We start from the raw sequence: 16025 nt of genomic DNA, 5'->3' as shown, positions 1-16025 counted from the left end.
CAGGTTTTCAAAGCATTTTTGCAGCAACACTAATCAATTTAAAATGAATATTTATTTGCCTTTAAAACTTCTTATTACACTTTTACTTTTTTGTCCTTCCTATATTGCTAATGCACAGAGTGTAACGCCAAAAGATTCAATTTCAAATCAATTAGACGAAATTGTCATCAGTCAGGAGAAAAAGACTTTTACAAATTCAAACGGAAATATAAAAGTTGACGTTGCCAATTCGGTTTACAATTCAATTCCAAATCCTGTGGATTTACTTTCAAAACTGCCAACTGTTCTAGTAAGTGCAGATCGTGAAAATATCTCTGTAGTTGGAAAAGGAACACCGTTGATTTATATTGATAACCAGAGAGTAGGAATGAACGAACTGAACGCTCTGGCTGTGAGCGACATCAAAACAATTGAAATCATTCAAAATCCATCTTCAAAATACGAAGCAGAAGGCCGTGCGGTAATTTTAATTACAAGAAAACTAAGCAGAAAAGAAGGTTTTAAAACTGATATTTCTGAAACGGCTTCGTTCAAAAGAAATTACAATAATTATTTAGGATTCAATTCGAGTTTCAAAAAAAATAAAGTGGAATGGAAAGCCAATTTTAATTACAACCGTTTAAATCCTTGGGAAAATCACAGTATTGCATATCAGATTCCGCAGGCAGCAATTATTTCAGATTATGATGTTTCTGCTACTACTTACAGAAATCAATATGTTTTTGGTGGAGGAATATTTTACAAAATAAATGAAGAAGATTATTTGTCTATCAATGTAAATGGCAAAAGGCAAGGTGATACTTTCGGCATTAACACGTTTACATTTAATCAGAATAAAGATGAAATAAATAATGTTTTTACTTTTAGCGATAATGCAAGCGATAAGAATTTCATTAATTCAATTACAAATTATTCAAAGAAAATAGAAGCTATCAATACCAAATTGTTTGCTGGTTTTCAAGTTTCAAATTTTAATCAGCATTTGTGGAGTTTGGTTCAAAATAGTTTTAATGAAAACGCATTGGAGTTGTCTCAAAACCGCGATCAAAAGTTTAATGTGGATGTTTTTTCAGGGCGAGTTAATTTAGAAAAAAAGTTCAAAAATGAAATGAACTGGGAGTACGGCGGACTTTATTCGGCTGCAAAATCTCGATCAGATTATGATGTTTTTGATTATCAGCAAAATTATAATACAGTTTTCAGTTATAATTTTAGAGAAGAAAATTTAGCTGCTTATTCTCAGCTTTCGGGAAAAATTAAGAAGGTAGATTTTTCGATAGGATTACGACTAGAAAACACCAAAGTAAGCGGAAAATACAGTACAGAACAAGAAGCTTCAATCGATAAAAATTACGCTAACTTATTCCCAAAAGCGCAGTTTTCTTTTTCAATAGACAGCACAAAATCTATAAGTTTCGATTATTCTAAAAGTGTTTCAAGACCCAATTATTCTTCTTTGAGTATGATCGCGACTTATATAAATCCGTATTTTATTTATGGAAGCAACATCAATTTGGGACCAACATTTATGGATGTAATTTCTACCGCTTTTCAGTATAACGATAAATCTTTAAAATTGACTTTATATCAAAATAAAAACCCCGTTTACCAAGATTTTGTTTTTGACAGTCAAGGAAATATTTTAACTTTTACAGAGAAAAACTTTCAGAAAGAATCAGGTTATAATATTGAGTTTACCTTGCCATTTGCTTATAAAATTTGGACCAACACTAATTCTTTAATTTTTGCAACTAATAAAATTGAAGACCAATCGGCAGTTTTTAATTCTTCTAGAACGTATTTGTATTACTATTCCAATAACACCTTCAAATTACCAAAAGATTTCACGTTTGTTCTGTCTTTTTGGGGAGCTACTAAACAAAAAGAAGGTGTTTTTGAACGAAATGCTAAGTTGATTTTTGATTTGTCTCTGGCAAAATCGTTTGGCAAGAACTGGAATTGTACGTTGAACTACAATGATATTTTTAAAAACACTATTTACACTGAAAAATTTACAATTAATACTATAAGCTCGAGAGCTAGATATTTAGTCGATGCTAATGCTATTTCTCTATCCTTTCGTTATTCTTTCGGAAAAATCAAAGATTCTGAATTCAAAGAAAAAAGTGTCAACGAAAGTGAAAATAGAATCAGATAAGGTTTAAAATTCCAAAAAATAAAAATTCCAAAAAATAAAAATTCCAAATTCCAATTTTCTCAGAAGCGTTGAGATTGGAATTTGGAATTTCAAATATTGGAATTTTAAAAAAAAATTACCCTTCATCTTCTTCAGATTCTTTTTTAGAGTCATCGTGCGGTAATTCTTCATCATCATCAGTCGAATTTAATTCGAAGAAACTAAAAAAAGAACCGCCATAACTTTTCTGGAAAGAAAAATTACTCAGATGATCCAATTTGGTATATTTTGAATGTTCTATAATCATCATTCCATCTTCTTCCAATAAATCTCTTTCAAAAACTGTTAGAACAATTTTCTCAAAAGTTGCCTGATCCAATCCGTAAGGTGGATCAGCGAAGATAATATCATACGTAGTTTTGCAGTTTTCTAAAAACTTAAAAACATCGCTTTTGGTTGCGGCAATATCAAAATCATATTCTGATGAAACTTGTTTGATGAATTTTACGCATCCGAAATCGCCATCCACAGAGGTGATAGGAGCGCTTCCGCGTGAAGCAAATTCATAGCTTATGTTTCCTGTTCCCGAAAAAAGATCTAAAACCTTTAAGCTGTCAAAATGAAAATGATTATTCAAAACATTAAACAATGCTTCTTTACTCATATCAGTCGTTGGTCTTACAGGTAGATTTTTTGGCGGATTAATACGGCGTCCTTTGTATTTTCCTGAAATGATTCTCATGATTGAAATAAGATATAATGTTTTTGATTTTGAGCTGTTGTAAAGCTGTTTCTTTCTTTTAGGTTTGAGACATCCATGAAAGAAATATGGCGCACGTACTTGTAAGCTATAGCATAAAATGGATCATTTTCTGAAATTGTACCCAATAATTCTAATTTGAAACTTTCAGGATTCATGCCCATTTGCTCAGCTGTAAATAAAATGTAGTAGATAAAATCTTCTGGAGTATTGTATTCGAACGTATTAAACAATAAAAGTTTCTGATTCTGCACCACGATAATTTCAAAATTACCAGGATTAAAATTCACGATCATTTTCTTGTCATCATTGTTTCTTGAGTTGTCCAGAATTTTTTCGACCAAAATGGTATTGGCATGTTTAGAATTAAAAGAGCCCACATTATCGATCAGGAAATTGTTGATATTCACATACGGAATATAAACCGAATTCATCTGGTAATTAGGAATTTGATCAAAAGTAAAGTGGTCTGTTTCAAATACTTTGGTAGTGTATTGTAAATAACTTCCTAAATAATTCTCATCAAATAAAGCAGTTGGAACAAAAGTCGAAAAATTGTTATTATGGATAACCATTACTTCGTCGTAAGTTTCTTTTAATTCAGGATTAACCTTGAAAGCATTGCTGAATAAATCTTCTATTCGGCTTGTTTTGCTAGTGGTGTCAAACTTTATTTCTTTAAAAGAAGTAATGACATTGTTTAAAGTATCAAAACAGCAGTATGAAAATCCAGTCAGGGAAACTTGAATAGAAAGTTTTCTGTAATTTTTTGAAGTAATGTTAGTATTTTGTAATGACATAGTTGATTTACAATTCGTTACCTGTTTTAAATCAAGAAAGAATTTAAGCGACCACAAACTTACAAATAAAAAAAATAACAATGTCAATTTCAATATCAATGAAAAAGACTTAAATAACATGCAATTTCAAAATTTAATATTGCAAGAAAGTTAGCAGAATGTTATCATTTTGTTTATTATCAGTTATTTAAGTATGTAATTAGAATTTAAGTTTAGAGATTGTTTTTAATTTTCATATTAAACTTGATTTTGTCATTGAAATTGACATTGAAATTGAAATTGACATTGAAATTGACATTGAAATTGAATTTTGTCATTGCCATTAAAAAAAGCGACCTTTGTATTTCAATATTATTTTATGAATTCTGCACAGTTTTACGGTATTTTACAAAAACGATTTCCTTTTCCTCCAACATATAAGCAGGATATTTTTTTTCAGAAAATTGCAATATTCCTGACTGAACCTCAAAACGATACTATTTTTGTTTTGAAAGGATATGCCGGAACCGGAAAAACAACCGTTATTTCGACCATTGTCAATAATTTAGGCGATATCAATAAAAAGTACGTTTTATTGGCGCCAACGGGACGTGCAGCAAAAGTAATTGCCAATTATTCTAATAATCCAGCTTTTACGATTCATAAAAAAATATATTTTCCGAAGAAATCCTCTGGTGGAGGAGTTGCTTTTACCAAACAAGTCAACAAACATAAAAACACCATTTTTATCGTCGATGAAGCTTCGATGATTTCAGATAGTACTTTAGATAGCGGTTCACTTCTAGACGATTTGATCAATTATGTCTATTCTGGCCAAAATTGTAAAATGATACTTTTAGGAGATACGGCTCAGCTTCCGCCAGTCAATTTGGATGTTAGTCCTGCTTTGGATATTGATACTTTGGGTTTTCATTACAGCAAAGAAATTGATCATATCGAATTGGATGAAGTAATGCGTCAGGAAGAAAGCTCAGGGATTTTGTACAATGCAACAGAATTACGAGAATTGCTCAAAGAAAGCTTCATTACCGAGTTCCGATTCAATGTAAAGAAGTTTAAAGATATTGTTCGCTTGACGGATGGTTATGATATTCAAGATGCGATAAATTCGGCATACAGTAATTATAGTATTGAAGATACTGCTTTTATTGTTCGTTCTAATAAACGTGCCAATCAGTACAATGAGCAGATTAGAAGCCGAATTTTATTTAAAGAAAGCGAACTTTCGGTAGGTGATTTCTTGATGGTAGTTAAGAATAATTATTTCTGGCTGAAAGAAACCGACGAAGCTGGATTTATTGCCAATGGCGACATTATAGAAGTCTTAGAACTTTTCGGAATTAAAGAATTGTACGGATTTAAGTTTGCGAAAGTAAAAATAAGAATGGTCGATTATCCAGAACAAAAGCCTTTTGAAACGGTTTTAATTCTAGATACTTTAACTAGCGAATCGCCTTCTTTAACGTATGAAGAATCAAATCGTCTATACGAAGAAGTGATGAAAGATTACGAAGACGAACCAACCAAGTACAAGAGATTTCAAAAGGTAAAAGAAAATGAATATTTTAATGGACTTCAAGTTAAATTTTCATACGCAATAACCTGTCATAAATCGCAAGGTGGACAATGGAATACGGTTTTTATCGAACAGCCATTTCTACCAAATGGAATTGATACCGATTATATTAGATGGCTTTACACCGCTATGACACGTGCTAAAAATAAGCTATATTTGATAGGCTTTAAGGACGAGAGCTTTGAAGAGTAAATTTTAGCCACAGATTAAAAGGATTAAAAAGATTTTTTTTGAATGCGTTTAAATTCCTCTCGCAGATTGAACGGATTATTAATTTAAAAAACGCAATCAAACAATCTGCTCAATCTGCTCAATCTGCGAGAAACAAAAATTAAGCATCACACCATTTTAAATCTGTGAAAATCCGTTTAATCTGTGGCAAAAAAAAGTAAAAATGACAACACTAAACGACTTACATTCGATTTCATCTACGTTTTCGAATACCGATAAAATGCCGGTTCTATTTTTAGGACACGGCAGCCCAATGAATGCAATTGAAGAAAATCAGTTTGTGACTGGTTTTCGCAATCTGGCAAAAACACTGCCACAACCCAACGCTATTTTATGCGTTTCTGCACATTGGTTTACCAAAGGAACAAAAGTAACCGCAATGGAAATGCCACGAACGATTCATGATTTTGGAGGTTTTCCGCAAGCACTTTTTGATGTTCAATATCCAGCAAAAGGAAGTCCAGAATTAGCGATTGAAACTAAAAAACTCTTAGATCCCGTAATGGTCGAATTAGATGAATATTGGGGATTAGATCACGGAGCTTGGAGTGTAATTAAACATTTATATCCAAATGCAGATGTTCCTGTTATTCAGCTGAGTATTGATTATACCAAATCGGGACAATATCATTTTGAATTAGCTCAGAAACTGCAAGCGCTTCGCTACAAAGGCGTTTTAATTATCGGAAGTGGCAATATTGTTCACAATCTTAGAATGGTCGATTTTAGAAATTTTGATAAAGACAATTACGGCTACGATTGGGCAATTGAAGCTCGAGAAACTGTAAATAATTATTTGTTGGATGGAAATTTCCAACCTTTAATTGATTTCGAAAAACTAAATAAAGCGGTTCAAATGGCAGTTCCAACACCAGAACATTATCTTCCGTTATTGTATACTTTAGGTTTAAAAGATAAAACTGATGAATTGGATTTGTTTAATGATAAGCTATTAGCAGGTTCTTTAAGCATGACTTCTGTAAAAATTATGTAATTTATTTTCTCAAATTATAAGCATATAAATAACCATCTGCACTTCCATAAAAAATAACATTATTACTGATGAAGGGCGAAGAAACAATTGAACCTAATTTGTAAAATTCATCCAGGACTTTTTGATTTTCGGCATAAATAGACAAATCAGCTTTTTGGGCTACGAATCCAAAATCTAAAAGATTATTTTTGAGAGTGCTGCCCGCATATTTATTTCTGTTTTCGGTTGGAATTATATGTGATTCTTTTCCGTCGGAAAGCAAGTTTAAGTCAAAGAAATTCCCTGTAAAATCTCCAAAATAAATTGTATTTCCGGCAATTGCAGGTGAAGAATACACATATCCGTTTCCTTTAAATCTATATTTTTCTTTTCCTGTTTTTGCATCTAATGCCAATAAAGCGTAAGTATCTGAAGTTCCCACATAAAGTATATTGTCTTTAATAACAGCCGTACTCAAAATCCAAGAGTTTTCAGCATTGTATTTCCAGATTACTTTTCCTGTTTCGGCATCTAGTGCAAACAAATAAGGGTCTCTAGCACCAAAATATACTTTGCCATCAGAAACGGTTGCAGAAGCCTGAATTCCAGTAAAACCTGTTTTAATTTCGGTAGTAAATTTCCATTTTTCTTTTCCTGTTTTACAATCCAAAGCATATAAAATGCCATCCCATCCGCCAAAATAAATGGTGCTTTTTTCTAAAATTGGAGTGCTGTGTATAGCAGCTTTTGTTTGGAAATTCCATTTCAAAATTCCAGTTTTAGAATCAAGAGCGTACATGTTTCCATCGCTGCTTCCGAAAATTACAAATGCCGACTTATTGTCTAAATAAATAACTGGTGTCGAAAGATAAAAATCCCATAAATCGGCCATGAGTAAATCGTTGGGTTTCATGCCCCACATTCCAATTTCGCTATACCAGTGTTCGCCTTTGGTTTTAAATCGCCATATTTCTTTTCCAGTTTTAGCATTTACAGCATAATAATGTCCGTCAAAACTTCCAAAATAGACAATATCATTATAAATACTTGCGGAACTGTGAACGGCTCCATTGGTTTTAAATTTCCATTTTAAGTTTCCAGATTTTTCATCGACAGCATAGAAATAACCATCTTCACTGCCAATATATACGATTCCGTTTTGAACGATTGGAGAAGAAAAGATTTTACCCTCGGTTTTAAATTTCCATTTTAAATCTTGCAAAGGCTGATATCCTTTTCCTGAAAAAATGCGATTAGAAAACGGATTTAAGATATTGGAATTGCCAGTTTGTGAGAAAGTATTTAAACTTAGAATTAAAAAGAAATAGAGCAGGAGAGAAGTAAAGTTTCTTTTCATGGTTTTTTTCTTATAAAAGTAAAAATATTATAAGAAACTAAAATGCAATGCTTTAAGAAATATGTTATAAATATATTTTATAAAGCTCTTGATGTATAGTATATTTGTTTTGATATGGAAATAGTAAACGAAAACGTCAAAGTTTATCAGTCATCTAAAAAAGACCAATTTATAATTTATATAATTGTTGCATTACTAATAATTATATTTTCAGCATTTAGCGGTTCAATAATAGCAGTAGTCTTTTGGTTTATATTTTTCTTGCTTTGTGGCACTTTGGCATTTGTAGCTTCGATGAATTTAAAATTTACAATAGATTCTGAAAAAGAATTAATTACTGTTGAAAAAATAAATTTTCTAGGAAATGTAATAGAAATAAAAGAATACCCCTTGAGTCGATATTATTTTGAACGAAGATTTATAAAAATGTATAAAAATCGAAGAAAAGATTGTTTTTCGTTTAGTGACAGCAGTTACGAAGGAGGAGAACTATATTATAATAAAGAATTTTATACAGATGATTATGTTATAGAAGGGCTTCCTAAAAAGATGGTGCAATTAATGGAACGAGATATTCAAAAAATGCAAGATAAAAAGGGGCAAGTTTTATCTATAAATTCAAAATTGATAAATAATTAAAAATGAAAATAATAGCAGTAATTCCAGCCAGATATGCTTCAACACGTTTTCCTGCAAAACTAATGCAGGATTTAGGTGGAAAAACAGTAATTCTCAGAACCTACGAAGCAACAGTTTCGACAAAATTGTTTGATGATGTTTTTGTAGTAACTGATTCTGATTTAATCTTTAATGAAATTTTTTCGAATGGTGGAAAAGCCATTATGAGCATCAAAGAGCACGAATCAGGAAGTGATCGAATTGCTGAAGCTATTGCCGATCTTGATGTTGATATTGTAGTAAATGTTCAAGGTGATGAACCTTTTACAGAAGCAGAACCTTTAGCGCAAGTTTTATCGGTTTTTAAAAACGATCCTGATAGAAAAATCGATTTGGCTTCGTTAATGCGTGAAATCAGTAATGAAGACGAAATCAATAACCCGAATAATGTAAAAGTAGTGGTTGATCAGTCACAGTTTGCATTGTACTTTTCGCGCTCTGTGATTCCGTATCCGAGAGAGAAAAATGTTGGAGTACGATATTTTCAACATATCGGAATTTATGCTTTTAGAAAACAAGCGTTATTAGATTTTTATAGCCTTCCAATGAAATCTTTAGAAGCTTCTGAGAAGTTGGAGCAATTGAGGTATTTAGAGTTCGGAAAACGTATCAAAATGGTTGAAACAACTCATGTAGGAATTGGAATTGATACGGCTGAGGATTTAGAAAGAGCGAGAGCGATGTTACGTGATATTTAATTTTGGGTCATTGCGAGGAACGAAGCAATCTCACTTTGCTAATACTGTTTTAGTGAGGTTGCTTCGTTCCTCGCAATGACACACTTTGAGTAAAAACAAAAAAAAACGCTCCAAAATCTTGGAGCGTTTTTAATATCTAGAAATATTATACTTAATATAAAGCAGGATATTTAGAAGGATTAACTTCATGCATCATATCGTAAATTTTCTCGTAAATATCTTCTGCAGAAGGTTTAGAGAAATAGTCACCATCAGTTCCGTATGCAGGTCTATGCGCTTTTGCTGCTAAAGTCTGTGGTTTGCTATCCAAATGTTTATAAGCATCTTGTTCCTCTAAAATCTGCTGTAAAATGAAAGCTGAAGCTCCTCCAGGAACATCTTCGTCAATTACTAAAAGACGATTTGTTTTAGCAATACTTTTTACAATGTCTTTGCTAATATCAAACGGAAGTAAAGATTGAACGTCAATAACTTCGCACTCAATTCCTTTTTCTGCCAATTCATTAGCCGCTTGCATAACCAATCTTAAAGTTGATCCGTAAGAAACTAAAGTAATATCTGAACCTTCTCTTAAAGTTTCTACAACTCCAATTGGCGTTTTAAATTCACCAAAATTCAAAGGTGTTTTTTCTTTTAAGCGGTATCCATTCAAACATTCGATAACCAAAGCAGGTTCGTCACATTCTAGCAAAGTGTTATAAAAACCAGCCGCTTGTGTCATATCTCTTGGAACCAAAACATGGATTCCGCGAATAGCATTGATAATCATTCCCATTGGAGAACCAGAATGCCAGATTCCTTCCAAACGGTGTCCGCGGGTTCTAATGATTAATGGTGCTTTTTGTTTTCCAACAGTTCTATATTGTAACGTAGCTAAATCGTCACTCATGATCTGAATAGCATACAATAAATAATCTAAATACTGAATTTCAGCAATTGGGCGTAAACCTCTCAATGCCATTCCGATTCCCTGACCAATAATAGTCGCTTCACGAATTCCGACATCGGCAACACGAAGTTCTCCGTATTTTTCCTGCATTCCTTCTAAACCTTGATTTACGTCTCCGATGTTTCCGACATCTTCACCGAAAATTAAAGTTTCAGGATATTTCGCGAATATAGCATCAAAGTTATCACGAAGAATCATTCTTCCATCCAAATCTGGTTTTGCATTTTCTGCATATTTCGGAAGAACTTTTTCTACTGAAAATACATTTTGATTAGACTCTGAATGCAAATTGCTGCTGAATTTCTCTTGAGTTTCATTCAAGAATCTTGTAATCCAGTTAGATAAAAGAACTTTGCTGTTTGGAACTTCGATAAAACGAAGAATCTTTCTAGCATAAACTAATAATTCCTTTTTTAGCGGTGCTTTAATTGCAGCCAATTCAGAAATTAATTTTTTGATTCTTTCTTTATGATTGATGCTTGCTTCAGCAATTTGCTCTAATAAAGCTAAGAGATTCTTTTGCTCATCAATAATAGGATTAATAAAGTTGTTCCAAGCTTCTTTTTTAGCTTCTAAAACTTCTTTCTTTAATTCGAAATCAAGTTCTGCTAATTCTTCTGGAGAAGCAATATTAATAGCGATCATCCAAAGACGCATTTGACGAATACAGTCAAAATCTCTTTCCCAAGCCAGTCTTTCTGCACTTTTGTAGCGTTCGTGAGAACCAGAAGTAGAATGGCCCTGCGGCTGTGTTAATTCGTTTACGTGAATCAAAACTGGTATATGTTCTTCGCGCGCAATGGCTCCGGCTCTTTCATAAGTCGAAACCAATTCAGCATAATCCCAGCCTTTTACTCTAAAGATTTCATAACCTTTAGAATCTTCATCGCGTTGATATCCTTTTAAAATTTCAGAAATATTCTCTTTAGTAGTTTGGTGTTTAGCGTGAACCGAAATTCCGTATTCATCATCCCAAACGCTCATTACCATCGGAACTTGTAAAACTCCCGCAGCGTTTATAGTTTCAAAAAATAAACCTTCAGAAGTACTCGCATTACCAATAGTTCCCCAAGCTACTTCGTTTCCATTAACAGAAAATTTATCTTTAATCGTAATTCCGTCAACGTTTCTGTAGATTTTTGAAGCCTGAGCCAAACCAAGTAATCTTGGCATCTGACCAGCAGTTGGAGATATATCTGAGCTTGAGTTTTTTTGTTTTGTTAGGTCTTTCCAAGAACCGTCTTCGTTTAAACTGTGCGTTACAAAGTGTCCGCCCATTTGTCGTCCCGCAGACATTGGATCAAAGGCTAAATCAGTGTGGCCATATAAACCAGCGAAAAATTGTTTAGCATCCAATTCGCCAATAGCCATCATAAAAGTTTGATCGCGATAGTATCCAGAACGGAAATCTCCATTCTTAAAAGCTTTGGCCATTGCCAACTGCGGCACTTCTTTTCCGTCTCCGAAAATACCAAATTTAGCTTTTCCGGTTAATACTTCTTTTCGACCTAAAAGACTACATTCACGGCTTGTTACCGCAATTCTATAGTCATTCAATACCTCAGTTTTGAAATCTTCAAATGTCAGTGTAGTATTGCCTTTTTCTTTTATCATAATCTTGCAGGGTCATGTTGTTTATGTCGCGAAATTACTTAAAAACAATCAATAATCATAATTCTTTGAAGTAAATATAATTTAATTATTTGTATTCAAATCTAGAAACTACGTATTTTATTTATGTAATTTTTATGTGAAATTTAATTTTATTGATAATTTCGCAAGTTTTTGTTTAAAATTCATTTGATTAAAACCATTTTCGGGTAAAAAGTGTGACTAACGTTTTTGGCGAGAAAGTGATTATAAATCGTATTTTTTCATTGTATTTAGGCTGCGATATTTCCCATCCATTATTAGAATAAACAGGAAAATAGAGTTCAAAGTAGTCTGGAACAAGGTTTAAACGCACTCCAGAATCGTAGGCAAAGAACTCACTTTGGTGTTTGTTTTTCAAAAAACCGATGTCTCCATAAAGTTCTACCCAGTTCCATATCGCATAACTCGCATTTAATGTGGTTATCCATTGATTGGCGTACGAAGGTTCTAATTGTGATTTGAAACCTCCTTCTGCAATAACGTATTGTTGGCTAAAAAAACCTGTGCTTTCTGATCTTCCGAATAAATTATAATCAAATAAATAATCGGTTGGACGGTCTAAACCAAAACTAAAATAATCTGAGTTTGTTCTGTTGTACAAGAAACTTCCAGCATATAATCTTAAATTTAACTTTTTGTTGTTTTCAAATAATCTTCTGTATTCTAGTTCTCCCGAAACTTTTCCAAATCCTCCAGAAAACTGTAAATCGGTCATAAAACTTATATGATCAATTAATTCGGTTTTGGTATTAGAATAACGAGCATTAAAAACAGAATAATTAGGTTCTGAATTATCTGTAATATAGTCGCTAGCTTCACGGTTTACAATAACCTGACGGAACATAAACATTTGCTTTCTATTGTCTCTGAAGTCTTTTTCGCGAATGCGAAATACAACCATTGGATTTAACCTTAAATAAGTAGCATCTGGAGCATAATGAAAATAATTCTGGCTGATAGAATATCGAACATTATATAAAGTGCTGTTTCTATAATACTGATTCCAAGAAAAGGCTGATGAACCAGAAATTGTCCCTGCTTTTATTGAATACGCTGGATTAATATCAAAATTGAAAGGCTTGTCTAAAATGGTTTTGTTATGAAAACGAATTCCAGGCGTAAAACCATCATAGTAATTATAATTTAATGTTGGAATGTAGAGAATCTGATTGTAATCTGGATCTTCTAAATCTTTGGCAAAATTTAACTTTATAGGACGATTCAGCGAAACATGCTTAAGAGATCTCCAGTTGTTTCTCTGGTTGTACTCTGGAACTTCGTTATTATAATTAATGACAATTTTGTCAGCATTTTTTCGGCTGAACTCATAAACAGAATCTTTTTTAGTAGGCTCAATCCATTCTTTAAATACAACTTCTTTCTTTTTAATTCCATAAATCGGAATAGGAGCGTAGATTCCAGTTTTATTTTTAACCGAAAACGTTATGCTGTCTGCAGTTCTCGAAACGTTAGAAAATTTATAATCGATTATGTCTCTCGAATCGATAATAGTTTTAAAGAACCAGTCGATATTTTTTGGACTTTTTTGAGTTAAGATTTTTTCAAAATCATATCTATTCGATTGTCCAATCTGGTTAAGGTTGTAAAACTCTTTTACACTTTTGGGAACAATATCATGATTAAGATAATCGTCTAAATAACTCAAACTTAAACCAGCTCGATACTTGCTTGCAATCTGCTCGTTAAATTTTATCAGCGTGTTTTTTGGATCTCCAAGTGGTTGATCCAAGTTTTTACGTGCCATTAGCATATAATAATAGCTGTATTGCTCATTAAAAGTCAGATTGGTGATGTTGTAACTTTTAAAGAGTTTCATGTCTGAAAGCCTTCCTAGCATTTTTTCATCCTGATGATGTTCTTCCATATACTTCATCATCGTATAAATCTGTATTCCGTCATAAACCCAATTATCTTTTCTCGGATCCAAACGAAGACTGTTTTTAAGATAATTGTTTAAAAAAGTTTTTAAAAATTGAATCTCAAAAATAAAGTCATCTTCAAAAGGACTAATGAAAGAAGGTAATTGATTTAAACCATAAAATGGATTTCGGTCATAATCAGCCTGAGAAACCGTGATTTTTTCATGCGGATATTTGCCAATAAATTTCTCAGCATAAGAAACCACGCGGTTAATAATTATAGCTTTCTGGTATTCGTCTATTTTTTTGTTTTTTAAATTCGTCAGAACCTGTAAAGAACCATTGTCATAGATTCTAAAACTATTTTGTTTTTCGATGTAAAGGCTTAAATCGGTTCTGTTTTTGCCCGAAAAAGAATAAATAGTATAGCTCTGATTGGTAGAATCTGTCGATACTGAATTTAAATCGGTAACAATAGAATACTCATTAGGAATTTTAATTTCTACCTCATAATCACTCACCGCATTAGCAATATCATCCAAATTGAAATTGTTGTACTTTACAAAAAGACCATTTTCAAAACGTGCGGGACTTAAGAACCAATTTTTTAAAGCCATACCGCCATTTTGAGTAAACCCAAAATGTGTGAACTTATCGTTTGGTATTTTTACAATGTAATTAAGATGCAAATCGATTTTTTCATTAGGAAGAAGTTTACGATTCAATCTTACAGTAATATAATCAGGATCTTTCGCGCTTCTTTCCCATTCAAGAGCCGAAAAATTAGTTTCGGTTAGATTTATAATGGTTGTTTTTCCTCTATCTGCAGCTTTCGCCAAATGAAAACCTCTATAAAACTCATCAGAAAAACGCTTTGCTAAAGGCGTGTTTTTATCCGCAAAAGCATTGTTCCAATCATTCAAAACAATTGAAGTTAGGGTGTCATTTGTGTTATTATGATACGCAATATCCTGCTTTATGTTCAGTGTTTTAAGCTCAAGATTTACCGCCACTTCCATCTTAGATTGATGTTGTGCAGTAAGTTTTATCGAAAATGATAAAACTATAACGAGACAAATAATTTTATAAAGTGCTTTCAAATAGTGGCTTAAAAATTATCAGACATACTTATGCTACGGATATATTGAAGTTACGGATTTTTGTAAAAATAGTATAAAAAAAGCTGTTTAAAAAAACAGCTTTTAATTTTTGCGTATTTGCAGTATATTTTAACCATATCGGTGATATAAGTTCATTTAAAAGAATCGCTTTGAAAGTTGCGATAAAACGTTCTTAAGTCACTTAAACAGGTGACAAAATTAGAAATTCGGACTTAAATCGTACTTTTTGTAGAATTTATCCAATGCTTCTACAACTTCGTCTTCTGTGTCTACGATTTTAAATAAATTCAAATCTTCAGGGCTTACTGTGTGCATTTTTTCAACCAAAACAGTTTTAACCCATTCAATCAAACCAGACCAGAATTCAACTCCAACCAAAATAATCGGGAATTTTCCAATTTTCTTAGTCTGAATCAAAGTGATGGCTTCAAACATTTCGTCCAAAGTTCCAAAACCTCCTGGCATAACCACAAAACCTTGCGAATATTTTACGAACATTACTTTTCTCACAAAGAAATAGTCGAAATTCAGGTTTTTATCGTGATCAATATACGGATTAAAATGTTGCTCAAACGGAAGCTCGATATTTAAACCAACCGAAGTTCCTCCGCCTAAGTGTGCACCTTTATTCCCAGCTTCCATAATTCCGGGACCACCTCCTGTAATAACACCGTAACCTGCTTTACTGATTTTATAAGCGATTTTTTCTGCCAATTGATAGTACTTATCTTCTGGTTTTGTTCTTGCCGATCCAAAAATAGAAACACAAGGACCAATACGTCCCATTGCTTCGTAACCATTTACAAACTCAGACATAATTTTAAAAATTGCCCAGCTGTCATTGGTTTTAATTTCATTCCACGTTTTTTGTTTCAAACGATCCTGAATTACTTTATCTTCATCATTATCAAAATCTTCTAATCTCATTTTAGGTATTTTAATTTATTATTTTATTTATGTTTTTGTCCCTGTAATTGTCATCCTGAGCATAGTCGGAGTGAGAAGCTTCCCGATAGCTATCGGGACTCCCTGTCCGCTATATTCCCGATAAACAAAAACTACGGCTAAAAAGCCATGTTTTTCTAAATCGGGAGATGCCGCTCCCATCAGGGTTGGGGCAGTTGGTTTCATATAAACATTCAGTTTAATCGAAACATGTTTTCTTTAAAAAAGTTTGAATTTTTCAAAAAAAGCGGACACTAAATTAACGCT

The 16025-nt window shown here is 32.6% G+C and carries 12 protein-coding genes; 5 read left to right on the top strand and 7 right to left on the bottom strand.

The annotated features are described in order from the left end of the window. Positions 1-43 precede the first annotated feature (43 nt). Positions 44-2158 carry an outer membrane beta-barrel family protein gene (locus DMB71_RS03025; protein ID WP_111363573.1) on the top strand — a complete coding sequence of 705 codons (2115 nt, stop codon included), beginning with the start codon at positions 44-46 and terminating at the stop codon, positions 2156-2158. 115 nt (positions 2159-2273) lie between these two features. On the opposite strand, the gene DMB71_RS03020 is transcribed toward DMB71_RS03025, so the two are convergent. Next, entirely contained in the window at positions 2274-2879 is a 606-nt protein-coding gene (locus tag DMB71_RS03020) for an RsmD family RNA methyltransferase (RefSeq protein WP_111363571.1), read from the bottom strand. Then, entirely contained in the window at positions 2876-3697 is an 822-nt protein-coding gene (locus DMB71_RS03015) for a DUF3822 family protein (protein ID WP_111363569.1), read from the bottom strand. The genes DMB71_RS03020 and DMB71_RS03015 overlap by 4 nt, the downstream gene beginning before the upstream one ends. A gap of 358 nt (positions 3698-4055) precedes the next feature. Here DMB71_RS03015 and DMB71_RS03010 point away from each other — a divergent pair, with 358 nt between their 5' ends. Continuing rightward, the gene (locus DMB71_RS03010; protein WP_111363567.1) at positions 4056-5465 is read left to right on the top strand and encodes an ATP-dependent DNA helicase; all 1410 of its coding nucleotides are present in this window, start codon (positions 4056-4058) and stop codon (positions 5463-5465) included. A 202-nt stretch (positions 5466-5667) separates the two neighbouring features. Then, the gene (ygiD, locus tag DMB71_RS03005) at positions 5668-6498 is read left to right on the top strand and encodes a 4,5-DOPA-extradiol-dioxygenase (RefSeq protein WP_111363565.1); all 831 of its coding nucleotides are present in this window, start codon (positions 5668-5670) and stop codon (positions 6496-6498) included. A gap of 1 nt (position 6499) precedes the next feature. Here the strand turns inward: ygiD and DMB71_RS03000 are convergent, their stop codons facing one another. Continuing rightward, positions 6500-7834: an outer membrane protein assembly factor BamB family protein gene (locus tag DMB71_RS03000; RefSeq protein WP_111363563.1), complete on the bottom strand. Its 1335-nt coding sequence runs from the start codon at positions 7832-7834 to the stop codon at positions 6500-6502. Between the two features lie 114 nt (positions 7835-7948). Here DMB71_RS03000 and DMB71_RS02995 point away from each other — a divergent pair, with 114 nt between their 5' ends. Both DMB71_RS02995 and kdsB read left to right on the top strand, forming a co-directional pair. Next, the gene (locus DMB71_RS02995; protein WP_111363561.1) at positions 7949-8473 is read left to right on the top strand and encodes a hypothetical protein; all 525 of its coding nucleotides are present in this window, start codon (positions 7949-7951) and stop codon (positions 8471-8473) included. Between the two features lie 2 nt (positions 8474-8475). Beyond that, entirely contained in the window at positions 8476-9210 is a 735-nt protein-coding gene (kdsB, locus tag DMB71_RS02990) for a 3-deoxy-manno-octulosonate cytidylyltransferase (protein WP_111363559.1), read from the top strand. A gap of 151 nt (positions 9211-9361) precedes the next feature. Here kdsB and DMB71_RS02985 read toward each other — a convergent pair whose 3' ends face one another. The 4 genes from DMB71_RS02985 to DMB71_RS21930 form a co-directional block, all read right to left on the bottom strand. Then, on the bottom strand, positions 9362-11773 hold the full coding sequence (locus tag DMB71_RS02985) for an alpha-ketoacid dehydrogenase subunit alpha/beta (RefSeq protein ID WP_111363557.1): 2412 nt from the start codon (positions 11771-11773) through the stop codon (positions 9362-9364). A 190-nt stretch (positions 11774-11963) separates the two neighbouring features. Next, positions 11964-14711 carry a gluzincin family metallopeptidase gene (locus tag DMB71_RS02980; RefSeq protein WP_111363555.1) on the bottom strand — a complete coding sequence of 916 codons (2748 nt, stop codon included), beginning with the start codon at positions 14709-14711 and terminating at the stop codon, positions 11964-11966. Positions 14712-15011: 300 nt separating this feature from the next. Beyond that, a complete protein-coding gene (locus tag DMB71_RS02975; protein ID WP_111363553.1) occupies positions 15012-15740 on the bottom strand; it encodes an LOG family protein in 729 nt (242 codons plus the stop codon). A gap of 27 nt (positions 15741-15767) precedes the next feature. Continuing rightward, positions 15768-15944, bottom strand: coding sequence for a hypothetical protein (locus DMB71_RS21930; RefSeq protein WP_162614772.1), 177 nt, complete (start codon positions 15942-15944; stop codon positions 15768-15770). Positions 15945-16025 lie beyond the last annotated feature (81 nt).

The sequence above is a fragment of the Flavobacterium tistrianum genome, assembly GCF_003254545.1.
Classification (GTDB): Bacteria; Bacteroidota; Bacteroidia; order Flavobacteriales; family Flavobacteriaceae; genus Flavobacterium; species Flavobacterium tistrianum.
The sequence above is the reverse complement of the archived record's forward strand: the minus strand, read 5'-3'. Positions and strand labels throughout refer to the sequence as shown.

What these genes read in the sequence shown, in the direction of transcription:
- DMB71_RS03025 (WP_111363573.1), top strand. Translation starts at nt 44, where the DNA reads ATGAATATTTATTTGCCTTTAAAACTTCTTATTACACTTTTACTTTTT.
- DMB71_RS03020 (WP_111363571.1), bottom strand. Translation starts at nt 2,879, where the DNA reads ATGAGAATCATTTCAGGAAAATACAAAGGACGCCGTATTAATCCGCCA.
- DMB71_RS03015 (WP_111363569.1), bottom strand. Translation starts at nt 3,697, where the DNA reads ATGTCATTACAAAATACTAACATTACTTCAAAAAATTACAGAAAACTT.
- DMB71_RS03010 (WP_111363567.1), top strand. Translation starts at nt 4,056, where the DNA reads ATGAATTCTGCACAGTTTTACGGTATTTTACAAAAACGATTTCCTTTT.
- ygiD (WP_111363565.1), top strand. Translation starts at nt 5,668, where the DNA reads ATGACAACACTAAACGACTTACATTCGATTTCATCTACGTTTTCGAAT.
- DMB71_RS03000 (WP_111363563.1), bottom strand. Translation starts at nt 7,834, where the DNA reads ATGAAAAGAAACTTTACTTCTCTCCTGCTCTATTTCTTTTTAATTCTA.
- DMB71_RS02995 (WP_111363561.1), top strand. Translation starts at nt 7,949, where the DNA reads ATGGAAATAGTAAACGAAAACGTCAAAGTTTATCAGTCATCTAAAAAA.
- kdsB (WP_111363559.1), top strand. Translation starts at nt 8,476, where the DNA reads ATGAAAATAATAGCAGTAATTCCAGCCAGATATGCTTCAACACGTTTT.
- DMB71_RS02985 (WP_111363557.1), bottom strand. Translation starts at nt 11,773, where the DNA reads ATGATAAAAGAAAAAGGCAATACTACACTGACATTTGAAGATTTCAAA.
- DMB71_RS02980 (WP_111363555.1), bottom strand. Translation starts at nt 14,711, where the DNA reads ATGGAAGTGGCGGTAAATCTTGAGCTTAAAACACTGAACATAAAGCAG.
- DMB71_RS02975 (WP_111363553.1), bottom strand. Translation starts at nt 15,740, where the DNA reads ATGAGATTAGAAGATTTTGATAATGATGAAGATAAAGTAATTCAGGAT.
- DMB71_RS21930 (WP_162614772.1), bottom strand. Translation starts at nt 15,944, where the DNA reads ATGAAACCAACTGCCCCAACCCTGATGGGAGCGGCATCTCCCGATTTA.